Source organism: Pseudomonas sp. MPFS (assembly GCF_022537035.1).
Taxonomy (GTDB): Bacteria; Pseudomonadota; Gammaproteobacteria; order Pseudomonadales; family Pseudomonadaceae; genus Aquipseudomonas; species Aquipseudomonas sessilinigenes.
Genome location: NZ_CP066123.1, coordinates 6,862,713 through 6,876,261, shown reverse-complemented (window position 1 = coordinate 6,876,261; position 13,549 = coordinate 6,862,713). Strand labels below are relative to the sequence as shown.

At 61.6% G+C, this 13,549-nt stretch carries 14 protein-coding genes and 1 pseudogene; 4 read left to right on the top strand and 11 right to left on the bottom strand.

The annotated features are described in order from the left end of the window. Positions 1 to 70 precede the first annotated feature (70 nt). From I9018_RS31700 to I9018_RS31675, 6 genes are all read right to left on the bottom strand, one after another. Complete coding sequence (locus I9018_RS31700; protein WP_124347095.1) at positions 71 to 811, bottom strand: hypothetical protein; 741 nt, start codon at positions 809 to 811, stop codon at positions 71 to 73. 55 nt (positions 812 to 866) lie between these two features. After that, positions 867 to 1,247 (bottom strand): RidA family protein, encoded by a 381-nt coding sequence (locus I9018_RS31695; RefSeq protein WP_003176922.1) that lies wholly within the window; start codon positions 1,245 to 1,247, stop codon positions 867 to 869. Positions 1,248 to 1,283: 36 nt separating this feature from the next. Then, the gene (spoT, locus tag I9018_RS31690; protein ID WP_241108341.1) at positions 1,284 to 3,389 is read right to left on the bottom strand and encodes a bifunctional GTP diphosphokinase/guanosine-3',5'-bis pyrophosphate 3'-pyrophosphohydrolase; all 2,106 of its coding nucleotides are present in this window, start codon (positions 3,387 to 3,389) and stop codon (positions 1,284 to 1,286) included. Between the two features lie 57 nt (positions 3,390 to 3,446). After that, on the bottom strand, positions 3,447 to 3,710 hold the full coding sequence (gene rpoZ / locus I9018_RS31685; protein ID WP_007921129.1) for a DNA-directed RNA polymerase subunit omega: 264 nt from the start codon (positions 3,708 to 3,710) through the stop codon (positions 3,447 to 3,449). 168 nt (positions 3,711 to 3,878) lie between these two features. Then, positions 3,879 to 4,499, bottom strand: coding sequence for a guanylate kinase (gene gmk / locus I9018_RS31680; protein WP_068577666.1), 621 nt, complete (start codon positions 4,497 to 4,499; stop codon positions 3,879 to 3,881). A gap of 10 nt (positions 4,500 to 4,509) precedes the next feature. Further along, a complete protein-coding gene (locus I9018_RS31675) occupies positions 4,510 to 5,373 on the bottom strand; it encodes a YicC/YloC family endoribonuclease (protein WP_068577668.1) in 864 nt (287 codons plus the stop codon). 269 nt (positions 5,374 to 5,642) lie between these two features. On the opposite strand from I9018_RS31675, the gene rph reads away from it, so the two are divergent. Both rph and I9018_RS31665 read left to right on the top strand, forming a co-directional pair. Next, positions 5,643 to 6,365 carry a ribonuclease PH gene (gene rph, locus I9018_RS31670; RefSeq protein ID WP_022641842.1) on the top strand — a complete coding sequence of 241 codons (723 nt, stop codon included), beginning with the start codon at positions 5,643 to 5,645 and terminating at the stop codon, positions 6,363 to 6,365. A 28-nt stretch (positions 6,366 to 6,393) separates the two neighbouring features. Then, entirely contained in the window at positions 6,394 to 6,762 is a 369-nt protein-coding gene (locus I9018_RS31665) for a DUF4870 domain-containing protein (protein WP_068577670.1), read from the top strand. Positions 6,763 to 6,824: 62 nt separating this feature from the next. Here I9018_RS31665 and I9018_RS31660 read toward each other — a convergent pair whose 3' ends face one another. Beyond that, positions 6,825 to 7,604 (bottom strand): exodeoxyribonuclease III, encoded by a 780-nt coding sequence (locus tag I9018_RS31660; protein WP_011064227.1) that lies wholly within the window; start codon positions 7,602 to 7,604, stop codon positions 6,825 to 6,827. A gap of 81 nt (positions 7,605 to 7,685) precedes the next feature. On the opposite strand from I9018_RS31660, the gene pyrE reads away from it, so the two are divergent. After that, complete coding sequence (gene pyrE / locus I9018_RS31655; RefSeq protein ID WP_124347097.1) at positions 7,686 to 8,330, top strand: orotate phosphoribosyltransferase; 645 nt, start codon at positions 7,686 to 7,688, stop codon at positions 8,328 to 8,330. Positions 8,331 to 8,447: 117 nt separating this feature from the next. Here pyrE and argB read toward each other — a convergent pair whose 3' ends face one another. The 4 genes and pseudogenes from argB to coaBC form a co-directional block, all read right to left on the bottom strand. After that, a complete protein-coding gene (gene argB, locus I9018_RS31650) occupies positions 8,448 to 9,353 on the bottom strand; it encodes an acetylglutamate kinase (protein WP_068577677.1) in 906 nt (301 codons plus the stop codon). 24 nt (positions 9,354 to 9,377) lie between these two features. After that, a pseudogene (locus tag I9018_RS31645) lies at positions 9,378 to 10,736 on the bottom strand (phosphomannomutase/phosphoglucomutase); the annotation flags it as partial. Positions 10,737 to 11,036: 300 nt separating this feature from the next. Then, complete coding sequence (gene dut, locus I9018_RS31640) at positions 11,037 to 11,492, bottom strand: dUTP diphosphatase (RefSeq protein ID WP_068577681.1); 456 nt, start codon at positions 11,490 to 11,492, stop codon at positions 11,037 to 11,039. A 5-nt stretch (positions 11,493 to 11,497) separates the two neighbouring features. Next, the gene (coaBC, locus tag I9018_RS31635; protein WP_068577683.1) at positions 11,498 to 12,706 is read right to left on the bottom strand and encodes a bifunctional phosphopantothenoylcysteine decarboxylase/phosphopantothenate--cysteine ligase CoaBC; all 1,209 of its coding nucleotides are present in this window, start codon (positions 12,704 to 12,706) and stop codon (positions 11,498 to 11,500) included. A 132-nt stretch (positions 12,707 to 12,838) separates the two neighbouring features. Here coaBC and radC point away from each other — a divergent pair, with 132 nt between their 5' ends. Further along, a complete protein-coding gene (radC, locus tag I9018_RS31630) occupies positions 12,839 to 13,513 on the top strand; it encodes a DNA repair protein RadC (RefSeq protein WP_241108340.1) in 675 nt (224 codons plus the stop codon). Positions 13,514 to 13,549: the final 36 nt, after the last annotated feature.

Below are 13,549 nucleotides of genomic sequence, written 5' to 3'. Positions count from 1 at the left end.
TGAGGCGGCTCCCTGGGGGAGCCGCTACCGCTAAGGTGCAAGGCCTTGTGCGGTAGCGGTTACTGGCGAATCACTGCTTCTCCAGCAGCCACTGCTGGTTGCCCGGGGTCAGCGATGGTACTTCATCTGCCAGGGCAGTGTTGACCGCCTGGAATATCTCCAGCTGCTGGTCCTTGCGCACGAAGATCCAGGAATTGCCGCGGCCGTTGAGCTGCAGCCAGATACTGTCGTTGCCACCGCTCATCGAGGCGCAATCACCAGCCAGGCACAGCGCATAGCGATCTGCGCCCGGCAGGCCTTGTACTGCGCCATCGGCCTGGAACTGCACGGTATCGCCCAGGCCCGGCCCGTTGATGATCTTCCATTTACCGCCCAGGTAGGCCGAATACAGGGCGCGCTCGAAATTGGCACCCAGGGGAGCGCCTTCGGGGGCTGGCTCCTTGGGACGGTCGAATACTTGCTCAGGCTCATTGTCGTTGGCGACCTGGAGCAGTCGCTTGCCGCTGCGCTTGAGTTCGGTGGGGGCGCTGCCGTAGACCTCGATCTTGGCGGAGTCGGCGCTTTCGCTGGGCAGCTTGCCTTCGACGGTCTCGAAACCATTGGTGTAGCGAGCCTGGCCAGCCTTGGTGTTGATCTCCCACTCCAGGGTCGGGCCATTGGCCTGGAGGGCTTCACGCAAAGGTCCGCCCTTGGAGGCGGCGTCGATCGCTACCTGATTGATCCAGATGCCGCCGACATCGTGTTTGGCGGGGTCGCTGGCACAACCGCCGAGCAATACGGCGAGCAGCGAAACAGCTAGCGCTTTGCGCATGACGAAATCCTTTCAGAACGAAAACGGCGCAGCCTGGACGGCTGCGCCGAGGGTGTCACTCGATGACCAGAATGGCATCCATTTCAACCTGTGCGCCCTTTGGCAGGGCTGCCACGCCGATGGCGGCGCGAGCTGGGTAGGGCTGTTCGAAGTACTTGCCCATGATCTCGTTGACCTTGGCGAAGTGGCTCAGGTCGGTGAGGAAGATGTTCAGCTTGACGATGTCCTTGAACGAACCGCCAGCAGCCTCGGCGACCGACTTGAGGTTCTCGAACACCTGGACGGTCTGGGCTTCGAAGCCTTCGACCAGTTCCATGGTCTTAGGATCCAGCGGGATCTGGCCCGACATGTAGACAGTGTTGCCAGCCTTGATGGCCTGGGAGTAGGTACCGATGGCGGCCGGGGCCTTGTCGCTGGTAATAACAGTCTTGGTCATGAATGACTCCTTGTAATGGGCGGGCTATGGAGCGGGTTAGGCACGCATGCGGGTGATGCGGATGACTCCGATCAGGGCGCGCAGTTTCTTGATCACGCGGGCCAGGTGCACGCGGTCGTGCACGCTGACCACCAGTTGGACCACGCTGATGCGGCCATCGCGTTCGTCCATGCTGATTTTCTCGATGTTGCCGTCGGCGGCGTTGACGCTGCTGGCCAGCAGCGCGATCAGGCCGCGCTGGTGCTCCAGCTCGACGCGCAGTTCGACGTTGAACTCGCCGGTGACATCCTTGGCCCAGGACAGCTGGATGCACTTTTCCGGGTTGTGGCGGATTTCGCTGATGTTGCGGCAGTTTTCCAGGTGCACCACCATGCCTTTGCCCGCCGACAGGTGGCCGACGATCGGGTCGCCCGGGATCGGCGTGCAGCACTTGGCGTAGCTCAGCACCAGGCCTTCGGTGCCGCGGATGGCCAGCGGACCTTCCGGGCTCGGCAGCTGTTCGCCCTCGCCCAGCAGGCGGCGGGCCACGACGTAGGCCATGCGGTTACCCAGGCCAATGTCTTCCAGCAAGTCTTCGATCAACTCCAGGCGGTATTCGTGGAGGATTGCCTGGACTCGTTCGGCGGGGATTTTCTCCAGGGCACTGTCGAAGCCGTTGAGCACCTTGTTCAGCAAGCGCTCACCGAGGCTGATGGACTCGGAGCGGCGTTGCAGCTTGAGGGCGTGGCGAATGTGGGTGCGGGCCTTGCCGGTGACCACGAAGTTGAGCCAGGCCGGATTTGGCCGAGCGCCGGGAGCGCTGACGATTTCCACGGTCGAGCCGCTTTGCAGTGGTTCCGACAGTGGCGCCAGGCGGCGATTGATCCGGCAGGCGATGCAGCTGTTGCCCACGTCGGTGTGCACCGCATAGGCGAAGTCGACCGCCGTGGAGCCCTTGGGCAGCTCCATGATCCGGCCCTTGGGTGTGAAGACGTAGACCTCGTCCGGAAACAGGTCGATCTTCACGCTCTCGATGAACTCCAGGGAGTTGCCGGCTCGCTGCTGCATTTCCAGCACGCCCTTGACCCATTGGCGGGCCCTGGCGTGAGTGCTCTTGGGCTGTTCGTCGCCACTGGACTTGTACAGCCAGTGGGCAGCGATGCCGTTGTTCGCCATCTCTTCCATTTCGCGGGTGCGGATCTGGATTTCGATCGGAACCCCGTGCATGCCGAACAGCGTGGTATGCAGCGACTGGTAGCCGTTGGCCTTGGGAATGGCGATGTAGTCCTTGAAGCGCCCCGGTAGCGGCTTGTACAGGTTGTGTACGGCGCCAAGCACGCGATAGCAGGTATCGACCTTGTCGACGATGATCCGGAACGCATAGACGTCCATGATCTCGTTGAAGGCCCGGCGCTTGCCGCGCATCTTCTTGTAGATGCCGTAGAGGTGCTTCTGGCGACCGCTGACCTCGCCCTGGATGCCATCGATGGCCAGGCAGTGGCCAAGGGATTCTTCGATCTTGTTGACGATTTCCTTGCGGTTGCCCCGGGCGCGCTTGACCGCCTGGTAGATCCGCGCGGAGCGCATCGGGTGCATGGCCTTGAAGCCCAGGTCCTCGAACTCGATGCGCACGCTGTGCATGCCCAGCCGGTTGGCGATGGGGGCATAGATTTCCAGGGTTTCCTTGGCGATTCGCCGGCGTTTTTCACCGGACAGTACTTCCAGGGTGCGCATGTTATGCAGGCGGTCGGCCAGCTTGACCAGGATCACGCGGATATCGCGGGCCATGGCCATGGCCATCTTCTGGAAGTTTTCGGCTTGGGCTTCGGCCTTGGTCTCGAAGTTCATCTGGGTCAGTTTGCTGACCCCGTCGACCAGTTCGGCCACGGTTTCGCCGAATTGCGCACTGAGCGCTTCCTTGGCGATGCCGGTGTCCTCGATCACGTCATGCAGCATCGCGGCCATCAAGCTCTGATGGTCCATGTGCATGTCGGCAAGGATGTTCGCTACCGCGAGAGGGTGCGTGACGTACGCCTCGCCGCTGCGACGGCGCTGACCGTCATGGGCTTGTTCGGCGTAGAAATACGCTCGGCGGACCAGATTGACCTGGTCCGGGCCGAGATAGGTCGATAAGCGATCGGCGAGGGCGTCTATGCTCGGCATGATGTCTCCTGCCGTAGGCTGTGATCCCGCGCCGTGCTACGTCGACCAGGCATAGGCTCAGACGGCCTCGTTGGACTCGTCCTCGAAAGCAGCAAAAAGCGGTTCATCTTCAACGATTTCGGCTTCGGCGATGGCTGCGTAGTCGATCAGGCCTTCAGCGATTTCGCGCAGGGCGACAACGGTAGGCTTGTCGTTTTCCCATGCTACTTTCGGCTCTTTGCCGCCGGTGGCCAGTTGACGGGCACGCTTGGTAGAGAGCATGACCAGCTCAAAGCGGTTATCCACGTGTTCTAGGCAGTCTTCAACGGTTACGCGGGCCATGGTCTTCCTCGTAGCAAATGCAATATGCGCGGTGCCCGGATGGGCGAGCGGACTCAACAGTTTAAAAAATCACCAGCGATTAGGGAAGCGCTGATTTTTTGACCAGACCCTTCAACGCGCTGCAAGCACCAATGTAAAGCGCCCGCAGCGGTTTTGGGAAGATCTGTTTTAACCCAGCAACTCAGCGAGCAGTTTGCCGAAACGCTGTTGCTGGCGTTTTTGTTGCAGTTGGTTGGTGCGGAAAATCGCTTTCAGGTCGTCCAGGGCGTGAGCGAAGTCGTCATTGATGATCAGGTAGTCATAGTCGACGTAATGGCTCATTTCGCTGACCGCTTCACGCATCCGGCCCTCGATGATCTCGTCGCTGTCCTGGCCGCGATTGGTCAGGCGCTGGCGCAAGGCTTGCTGGGATGGCGGCAGGATGAAGATCGAACGGGCCTGGGGCATCAGCTTGCGCACCTGTTCGGCGCCCTGCCAGTCGATTTCCAGGATCAGATCGTGACCTTCGTCCAGGGTTTGCTGCAGGTGGCTCTGGGACGTGCCGTAGAGATTGCCGAAGACTTCGGCGCGCTCGAGGAAGTCGCCATGTTCGATCATGCGCACGAACTCTTCGCGCTCGACGAAGTGGTAATTCACCCCGTTGGCTTCCCCTGGGCGCATGGCGCGGGTGGTGTGGGAGATCGAGACGCGGATGCTGGCATCGGCGTCGATCAGGGCCTTGACCAGGCTGGTCTTGCCCGCGCCCGAGGGGGCGGAAATGATGTACAGGGTGCCGGTGCTGTGGGTCATGTCAGTTGCCTTACTCAATGTTCTGCACTTGTTCGCGCATCTGCTCGATCAACACCTTGAGGTTGACCGCAGCCTGGGTGCTGCGCGGGTCGAAGGCCTTGGAGCCCAGTGTGTTGGCTTCGCGGTTGAGCTCCTGCATCAGGAAGTCCAGCCGCCGGCCGGCGGCGCCGCCGGACTTGAGTACGCGGCGAACTTCGATGATGTGGGTGCTCAGGCGGTCCAGTTCCTCGGCGACGTCGCTCTTCTGCGCCAGCAGGACCATTTCCTGCTCAAGGCGGGCTGGGTCCAGTTCGGCCTGCATGTCGGCAAAGCGATCGAGGATTTTCTGGCGCTGGGCCGAGAGCATCTGCGGAACCAGCTCGCGTAGAGTCGCCACGTCTTCTTCTATAGAAGACAGGCGTTCGTTGATCAGTCGCGCCAGTTCGGCGCCTTCGCGTTCGCGACCGCTCTTGAGTTCCTTCAGGCCCTGGTTGAACAGTGCCAGGGCGTCGTTGTTCAGGGCTTGTGGGTCGCTGGCGTCAGCCACCAGGACTCCAGGCCAAGCCAGAACTTCCAAGGGGTTGAGCGGGGCTGGCTGCTTGATCAGGCCGGCAACGGACTCGGCGGCGGCGACCAACTGCGCTGCGCGTTCACGGTCGACCTGCAGTGGCTTGCCGGTGGTTTCCTCGGTGAAGCGCAGGGTGCATTCGACCTTGCCGCGCGACAGGCCCTGGCGCAGGGCCTCGCGCACCGCACCTTCCAGGTCGCGGAAGGCCTCGGGCAGGCGCAGGTGCGGCTCCAGGTAGCGGCTGTTGACCGAGCGCAGCTCCCAGCTCAGGGTGCCTTGGGTTCCAGCCCGTTCTACCCGGGCGAAGGCGGTCATGCTGTGCACCATGGAGGTTCCTCCGGTTCAGCGCCGACGCCAGCCGTAAGCGGGCGAGACGGGTCTGATAGTGATGAATTAAAGCCGACAGGCTGCGAAGGCGCAGGATTGTAGCGCAGTGCGGTCGGAGGCCCCAAACCCTGGCAGAGATAATGGTCATGGTTCATCGTGACAGGGCTTTGCAGGGGCAAATGCGCCTTTGGCCGTTTTTGGTGTGCCTTGGTGCGGCCGCGGGCTTTATAATGTTCGGCAGTTTTCCGTCCTCGTACAGGTGTTCCTCTATGAAACGTCCAAGTGGTCGCGCTGCCGATCAGCTCCGCTCGATCCGCATCACCCGCAACTACACCAAACACGCCGAGGGCTCCGTACTGGTCGAGTTTGGCGATACCAAAGTGATCTGCACGGTCAGTGTCGAGAATGGCGTGCCGCGCTTTCTCAAGGGTCAGGGCCAGGGTTGGCTGACTGCCGAGTACGGCATGCTGCCGCGTTCGACCGGTGAGCGTAACCAGCGCGAAGCCAGTCGTGGCAAACAAGGTGGCCGGACGCTCGAAATCCAGCGCCTGATCGGTCGTTCGCTGCGCGCTGCGCTGGACATGTCCAAGCTTGGCGACATCACCCTGTATGTCGACTGCGATGTGATCCAGGCCGATGGCGGTACCCGCACCGCTTCCATCACCGGCGCAATGGTCGCCCTGGTGGATGCCCTGAAAGTGATCAAGAAGCGTGGCGGCCTGAAGGGCGGTGACCCGCTCAAGCAAATGATCGCCGCGGTTTCCGTGGGCATGTACCAGGGTGAGCCGGTACTGGACCTGGACTATCTTGAGGATTCGGCGGCCGAGACCGACCTTAACGTGGTGATGACCAGCACCGGTGGTTTCATCGAGGTGCAGGGTACTGCCGAAGGCGCACCGTTCCAGCCGGCGGAGTTGAATGCGATGCTGGCCTTGGCCCAGCAAGGCATGACTGAGATCTTCCAACTGCAACAGGCCGCCCTCGCCGATTGATCCAGGCGGCCATGGCAAGGAGAGCATTATGAGTGATGAGCAACTTCCGCTGCCTACGCCGAGCCATGAGGTTCGGCAATGGGCAATGTTCTGTCACCTGTCTGCCTTGCTGGGGCTGTGGATTCCGTTCGGCACGCTGATCGGGCCGCTGATCCTCTGGCAGATGAAGCGCGAGACCGATCCCTTCATCGATGCCCAGGGCAAGGAGGCGTTGAACTTCCAGCTGACGGTCGCCATTGCCTCGGCAGTCTGCTTCCTGCTGATGTTCGTGTTGATTGGCTTTGCCCTGTTCGGCCTGCTGGCATTGGGCGCTCTGGTGCTGACCATTATCGGCGGGGTCAAGGCCGGTGAAGGCGTACCTTATCGCTACCCCTTCACCTGGCGCCTGGTCAAATAGATCGAGCGAGCACAAAAAAGCCGACAGCGATGTCGGCTTTTTTGTGGGAGATGAAAGGACGCTTAGATAGTCAGCGTCCAGTCATAGTCCACGATCAGCGGTGCGTGCTGCGAGAAGCGTGGCTGGCGTGGCAGGCGCGCGCTACGTACGAAGCGGCGCAGGCCGGGGGTCAACAGCTGGTAGTCGAAACGCCAGCCCAGGTTGAGCATCTCGGCTTGCTCGTTATCCGGCCACCAGCTGTACTGGTCGCCTTCGCGGCTGACTTCGCGCAGGGCGTCGACATACCCCATGTTGCCGATGATCTCGTCCATCCAGGCGCGTTCAGGCGCCAGGAAGCCCGGAGACTGCTGGCTGTCACGCCAGTTCTTGATATCCAGCTTCTGTTGCGCCACGTACAGCGAGCCACAATAGATGTACTCGCGCCGCTTGCGCCGCTGCTTGTCCAGATAACGGGCGAAATCGTCCATTAGCTTGAACTTCTGGTTCAAGTCTTCATCGCCGTTCTGCCCTGATGGAAGCAGCAAGGTCGCGATGCTGACCTTGTCGAAATCGGCTTGCAGGTAGCGCCCGTAACGATCGGCTGTTTCGAAGCCGAGGCCGCTGATGACCGCCTTCGGCTGCAACCGCGAGTACAAAGCCACACCGCCTTGGGCAGGGACTTCGGCATCGCAGGCATAAAGGAAGTAGCCATCCAGTTGGAAGGCTGGGTCGTCCAGTTCAAAGGCGGAGGCGCGGGTGTCCTGCAGGCAGATGACGTCGGCATTCTGTGCCTGCAGCCAACTGAGCAAACCACGCTCGACTGCAGCCTGAATACCATTGACGTTCACACTGATGATCCGCATAAATGGCCCCAAAAATCACGTGCGTGTATGATACCCGAGCTCTACCTAATTAGCTAAATCCGTGGTATCTGGGGTTTTTTCATGCAGGCGTATCAGCGCGATTTCATTCGTTTTGCCATCGATCGCGGGGTTTTGCGCTTCGGTGAGTTCACCCTGAAGTCCGGGCGCACCAGCCCTTACTTCTTCAATGCCGGCCTGTTCAACAGCGGTTCGGCCCTGGCCCAGCTGGGGCGTTTCTATGCGGCGGCGATCGTCGATAGCGGCATTTCCTTCGATGTGCTGTTCGGGCCAGCCTACAAGGGTATTCCCCTGGCTGCGGCCACTGCCGTTGCCCTGGCCGAGCATCACCAGCGCGATCTGCCCTGGTGCTTCAATCGCAAGGAAGCCAAGGCCCATGGCGAGGGCGGTAGCCTCGTCGGTGCGCCGTTGACTGGCGACGTACTGATCATCGACGACGTCATCACTGCTGGCACGGCCATTCGCGAAGTGATGCAGATCATCGGCTCGCAGGAAGGCGCCAAGGCGGCGGGAGTGCTGATCGCCCTGAACCGCCAGGAGCGTGGTAACGGCGAGTTGTCGGCGATCCAGGAAGTCGAGCGTGACTTCGGTATCCCGGTAGTCAGCATCGTTTCCCTGAATCAGGTCCTGGAATTCCTGGCCGATGACCCGCAGCTCAAGCAGCATCTGCCGGCGGTCCAAGCCTACCGCACGCAATTCGGCGTCTGAGGTACTGGGGAGGGCTTGTCTGACATACCGATGTCGAGGGCAAGCCCCGCTCCTGTAGAAGGCGCAAAAAAAGACCCCGCCAGGCCAAGCCAGGCGGGGTCTTTTTTATTGCAGTGCTTAAGGGCGCTTGCGATTGCTGATCAGGGTGCCGACACCGGTATCGGTGAAGATTTCCAGCAGGATCGCGTTGGGTACGCGCCCATCGATGATCAGCGAGCTGCCAACGCCACCCTGTACGGCTTCCAGTGCGCAGCGGATCTTCGGCAGCATGCCGCCGTAGATGGTGCCGTCGGCGATCAGCTCGTCCACTTGCTGGGTGCTCAGGCCGGTCAGGACCTTGCCCGACTTGTCCATCAGGCCGGCGATGTTGGTCAGCAGCATCAGCTTTTCAGCTTTCAGTGCCTCGGCAACCTTGCCGGCCACAAGATCGGCGTTGATGTTGTAGGACTCGCCATTGGCGCCCACGCCGATGGGTGCGATCACCGGGATGAAATCACCCTTGACCAGCAGGTTCAGCAGGTCGGTGTTGATTCCAACCACTTCACCCACATGACCGATATCGATGATTTCCGCAGTGGTCATCTCAGGCGTCTGGCGGGTCACGGTGAGCTTCTTGGCCCGGATCAGCTCGGCATCCTTGCCGGTCAAGCCAATGGCGCTGCCGCCATGGCGGTTGATCAGGTTGACGATGTCCTTGTTCACCTGGCCACCGAGGACCATCTCCACCACGTCCATGGTCTGCGCGTCGGTCACGCGCATGCCATCGACGAAGTGGCTTTCGATCGACAAGCGCTTGAGCAGATCACCGATTTGCGGGCCGCCACCATGTACTACCACCGGGTTGATCCCGACCGCCTTCATCAGCACGATGTCGCGGGCGAAGCCGGTTTTCAGCTCCTCGCTTTCCATAGCGTTGCCGCCGTACTTGATCACCAGGGTCTTGCCGACATAGCGGCGAATATAAGGCAGCGCTTCGGATAGGACCTTGGCGGTATTGGCGGCGGCATCGCGTTCGATGGTCATTCAGGGCTCCGGTGCTTCAAACAATCAAAACGGTAATTGGAGATCAGGTGCAACACGTTTCAGTTGGACGTGGAACACGTCCTTAATCCGCTGCAGTTCGGCTGCATTGTCAGCCTCGAAGCGCAGCACCAGCACAGGGGTGGTATTGGAGGCGCGAACCAGGCCCCAGCCCTTGGCATAGTCGACTCGCACCCCGTCAATGGTGGTCAGGTTGGCTCCCTCGCCCCACTGCGCGTCGTGCAAGGCATCAATGATGCTGAATTTGCTCTCTTCGGTCACATGGATATTGATTTCCGGCGTAGAAATATCGTTCGGGAAGGTCGCGAACAGCTCTTCTGCAGAGGCTTTTTCCTTGCTGAGGATTTCCAGCAAGCGCGCTGCGCTGTAGATGCCGTCGTCGAAGCCGAACCAGCGCTCCTTGAAGAACACGTGCCCGCTCATTTCGCCAGCCAGCAGGGCACCGGTCTGCTTCATTTTCTTCTTGATCAACGAATGGCCGGTCTTCCACATTAGCGGGCGCCCGCCGTATTCCTTGATCAACGGAATCAGGCGTCGGGTGCACTTGACGTCGAAGATGATCTCCGCGTCCGGGTTGCGTGCCACCACATCCTTGGCGAAGAGCATCAGCAGGCGGTCGGGGAAGACAATGCTGCCGGTGTTGGTGACCACACCGACGCGATCGCCATCGCCGTCGAAGGCCAGGCCCAGGTCGGCCCCGGTTTCCTTGACCTTGGCGATCAGGTCCTCGAGGTTCTCGGGCTTGCCCGGGTCCGGGTGGTGGTTGGGGAAGTTGCCATCCACTTCACAGAACAGCGGGATGACTTCGCAGTTCAGGGCTTCGATCAGTTGCGGGGCGATGACCCCTGCGGCCCCGTTGCCGCAATCGACCACCACCTTCAGGCGGCGAGCCAGCTTCACGTCCCGAGTGATCTCCTCGAGGTAGCGTGGAAGGATGTCCACCTTGGTGATGCTGCCTTGGGCGCTGCTCAGGTCATTGCTCTTGAGGCGCTCGTGCAGGGCCTGGATCTGTTCATTGGCCAGGGTGTCGCCGGCGATGACGATCTTGAAGCCGTTGTAGTTCGAAGGGTTGTGGCTGCCGGTGAGCATGACCCCGGACTTGCCGGCCAGTACGTTGGCTGCGTAATACAGGGCAGGGGTCGGAACCAGGCCGACATCGCTGACGTGGCAGCCACTGTCATGCAGGCCCTGGATCAGTTGTGCCACCAGCTCCGGGCCGGACAGGCGGCCATCGCGGCCTACGCAGACGTTCGGCTCGCCCTGGGCCAGGCTCTGGGAGCCGATGGCGCGGCCGATCCAGTAGGCGGTTTCGGCGGTCAGGGTTTGCGGTACGACACCGCGGATGTCGTAGGCGCGAAAGATGCTGTCGGGAAATTTCGGGGCGACTTTGGCTGCGTTGCTCATCACTGAGGGTGCTCCATCTGAAGGGGTGCAGTACGGCCGTGGAAGGACAGGCCGGCAGGCTCAAACTGAAGGGTATGACGGCGTTTTCAGCATAGAGTTCGTACTGCGAAAGTGCCATCCGGGGGCTATGGGTGGTGTGCCATCACGCCGGAACTGGAGCGGGCAGGGCGCGAAGTCGCCAGCGATAACCGGCGACCGTTCATCCTGAAACTTCCCTGGTGGAGGCGCGGGCCGGGCAGGAGGCCCGGCCTGCGGCTTGTATCAGTGGCTGCCGGAATGGCCAAAGCCGCCGGCGCCGCGCTGGCTTTCGTCAAATGCCTCGACCACCTCGAAATGGGCCTGGACCACAGGTACCAGTACCAGTTGGGCGATGCGTTCGCCGACAGCGATGTTGAAGGCGCTCTGGCCGCGGTTCCAGCAGGACACCATCAACTCGCCCTGGTAGTCCGAATCGATCAGGCCCACGAGGTTACCCAGTACGATGCCGTGTTTGTGGCCCAGGCCGGAGCGGGGCAGGATCAGGGCGGCCAGGCCCGGGTCGCCGATGTACACCGACAGGCCAGTAGGGATCAGCAAGGTCTGGCCCGGTTCCAGTACGGTGTCTTCCTTGAGCATGGCGCGCAGGTCGAGGCCGGCGGAGCCTGGCGTGGCGTACTGCGGCAGGGGGAATTCGTTGCCGATGCGTGGGTCGAGGATCTTGGCTTGTAAAGCGTGCATGCGAGTTAAACCTGGTTCAGCCGTTCGGCGATGAAAGAGATCAGCTGGCGGGCAATCTTGCCTTTGCTGGTCTGGGCGAAGAGGGTTGCGTGCAACTCTCGGTCAATCACGCTGCAGGCGTTTTCCTCACTGTTGAAGCCAATGCTCGGGTTGGCCACGTCGTTGGCGACGATCAGGTCGAGGTTCTTGTCCTTCAGTTTGCGTGCAGCGTAGTCGAGCAGGTGTTCGGTCTCGGCGGCGAAGCCGACACTGAACGGGCGGTCCGGACGGGTGGCGATGGTGGCCAGGATGTCTGGATTGCGCACCATTCGTAGTAGTAGGCCATCGCCGTTCGTAGGGTCTTTCTTCAATTTTTGTGGGGCGACGACTTCTGGGCGGTAATCCGCGACCGCCGCAGAGGCGATGAAAACATCGCACGGGATGGCCGCCTCGCAGGCTGCGAGCATGTCGCGAGCGCTGACAACGTCGATCCGCGTGACCCTGTCGGGGGTGGGCAGGTGGACCGGTCCGGTGATCAAGGTCACTCGGGCACCGGCTTCGACAGCGGCCTCGGCCAGCGCGAAGCCCATTTTTCCTGAACTATGGTTGGTGATGTAGCGCACCGGATCGATATTTTCCTGGGTCGGACCAGCAGTGATCAGTACATGCTTGCCGGTTAGTGCCAGGTGTTGGAAGCAGTCGGCAGCGCAGAGTGCGAGGTCGTTGGCCTCGAGCATGCGGCCTAGGCCGACATCGCCACAGGCCTGGCTCCCGGAGGCCGGGCCGAACACCCGCAGGCCGCGACTTTGCAGGAGCTGGGTGTTGGCTTGGGTGGCGGGGTCGCGCCACATGGCCTGGTTCATCGCCGGGGCGATGGCCACGGTGGCGTCGGTGGCCAGGACCAGGGTGGTCAGCAGGTCGTCGGCCATGCCCTGGGCCAGGCGAGCGATCAGGTCGGCCGTGGCGGGGGCGATCAGGACGAGATCGGCCCACTTGGCCAGCTCGATGTGTCCCATGGCGGCTTCGGCCGCCGGGTCCAGCAGGTCAAGGTGGACCGGGTGCCCGGAGAGGGCCTGCAGGGTCAGTGGTGTGATGAATTCACTGCCGCCCCGGGTCATGACCACGCGCACTTCGGCGCCCTGGTCGAGGAGTCGGCGAACCAGCTCCGCGCTCTTGTAGGCGGCAATGCCGCCACCGATGCCGAGCACGATGCGTTTGCGATACAGCCGCTGCATAAGCCTGTCTTTCCGTTCAATGATTGTTGCGTGGCATGCCCCCTCCCCAGGTGAAATACCACGCAAAAAAGAGGGGGCTAAGATAGCACAGCGTCTGCTGTGGAACAGCGGCGCCATGCACAGGGAGGTGTGATGAGCATTCGTGATTGGCCCGCGGCGGAGCGCCCGCGGGAAAGGCTTCTGGAGCAAGGTGCGGTCAGTCTTTCCGATGCCGAGTTACTGGCGATCTTCCTGCGTACCGGGGTCGCGGGTAAAAGCGCGGTCGACCTGGCGCGGCATTTGTTACAGCGCTTTGGCAGCTTGCGTAGCCTGTTGGAGGCCGACCAGTGGACCTTCACTCGCCAGCTGGGGCTTGGGCCGGCCAAATATGCCTTGTTACAGGCCGTGCTGGAGATGGCGCGAAGGCATTTGGCAGAGAAGCTGCACCGGCAGTCTGCACTGGAGAACCCGCTGGTGGTCCGCGACTACCTGAAGTCGGTGCTGAGGCACGAGCCCCATGAAGTATTCGGTTGCCTGTTCCTGGATACCAGGCATCGGGTCCTGGCTTTCGAAATCCTGTTCCAGGGTTCGATCGACAGCACGACGGTGTATCCGCGACAAGTGCTCAAGCGCACCCTGGCTCACAACGCGGCAGCCGTGATTCTTTGCCACAACCATCCGTCGGGTATCTCCGACCCCAGCCCTGCCGACCGGGTCGTGACCCGGCGCTTGCAGCAGGCGCTGGAGCTTATCGATGTGCGGGTGCTGGACCATTTCATCGTCGGTGAGGGCGATCCATTGTCGATGGCCGAATACGGCTGGCTCTAGCCGCGCGGCAAGCCCGGGGCTGAGGGGCCTGCCGCT

What these genes read in the sequence shown, in the direction of transcription:
- I9018_RS31700 (WP_124347095.1), bottom strand. Translation starts at nt 811, where the DNA reads ATGCGCAAAGCGCTAGCTGTTTCGCTGCTCGCCGTATTGCTCGGCGGT.
- I9018_RS31695 (WP_003176922.1), bottom strand. Translation starts at nt 1,247, where the DNA reads ATGACCAAGACTGTTATTACCAGCGACAAGGCCCCGGCCGCCATCGGT.
- spoT (WP_241108341.1), bottom strand. Translation starts at nt 3,389, where the DNA reads ATGCCGAGCATAGACGCCCTCGCCGATCGCTTATCGACCTATCTCGGC.
- rpoZ (WP_007921129.1), bottom strand. Translation starts at nt 3,710, where the DNA reads ATGGCCCGCGTAACCGTTGAAGACTGCCTAGAACACGTGGATAACCGC.
- gmk (WP_068577666.1), bottom strand. Translation starts at nt 4,499, where the DNA reads ATGACCCACAGCACCGGCACCCTGTACATCATTTCCGCCCCCTCGGGC.
- I9018_RS31675 (WP_068577668.1), bottom strand. Translation starts at nt 5,373, where the DNA reads ATGGTGCACAGCATGACCGCCTTCGCCCGGGTAGAACGGGCTGGAACC.
- rph (WP_022641842.1), top strand. Translation starts at nt 5,643, where the DNA reads ATGAAACGTCCAAGTGGTCGCGCTGCCGATCAGCTCCGCTCGATCCGC.
- I9018_RS31665 (WP_068577670.1), top strand. Translation starts at nt 6,394, where the DNA reads ATGAGTGATGAGCAACTTCCGCTGCCTACGCCGAGCCATGAGGTTCGG.
- I9018_RS31660 (WP_011064227.1), bottom strand. Translation starts at nt 7,604, where the DNA reads ATGCGGATCATCAGTGTGAACGTCAATGGTATTCAGGCTGCAGTCGAG.
- pyrE (WP_124347097.1), top strand. Translation starts at nt 7,686, where the DNA reads ATGCAGGCGTATCAGCGCGATTTCATTCGTTTTGCCATCGATCGCGGG.
- argB (WP_068577677.1), bottom strand. Translation starts at nt 9,353, where the DNA reads ATGACCATCGAACGCGATGCCGCCGCCAATACCGCCAAGGTCCTATCC.
- dut (WP_068577681.1), bottom strand. Translation starts at nt 11,492, where the DNA reads ATGCACGCTTTACAAGCCAAGATCCTCGACCCACGCATCGGCAACGAA.
- coaBC (WP_068577683.1), bottom strand. Translation starts at nt 12,706, where the DNA reads ATGCAGCGGCTGTATCGCAAACGCATCGTGCTCGGCATCGGTGGCGGC.
- radC (WP_241108340.1), top strand. Translation starts at nt 12,839, where the DNA reads ATGAGCATTCGTGATTGGCCCGCGGCGGAGCGCCCGCGGGAAAGGCTT.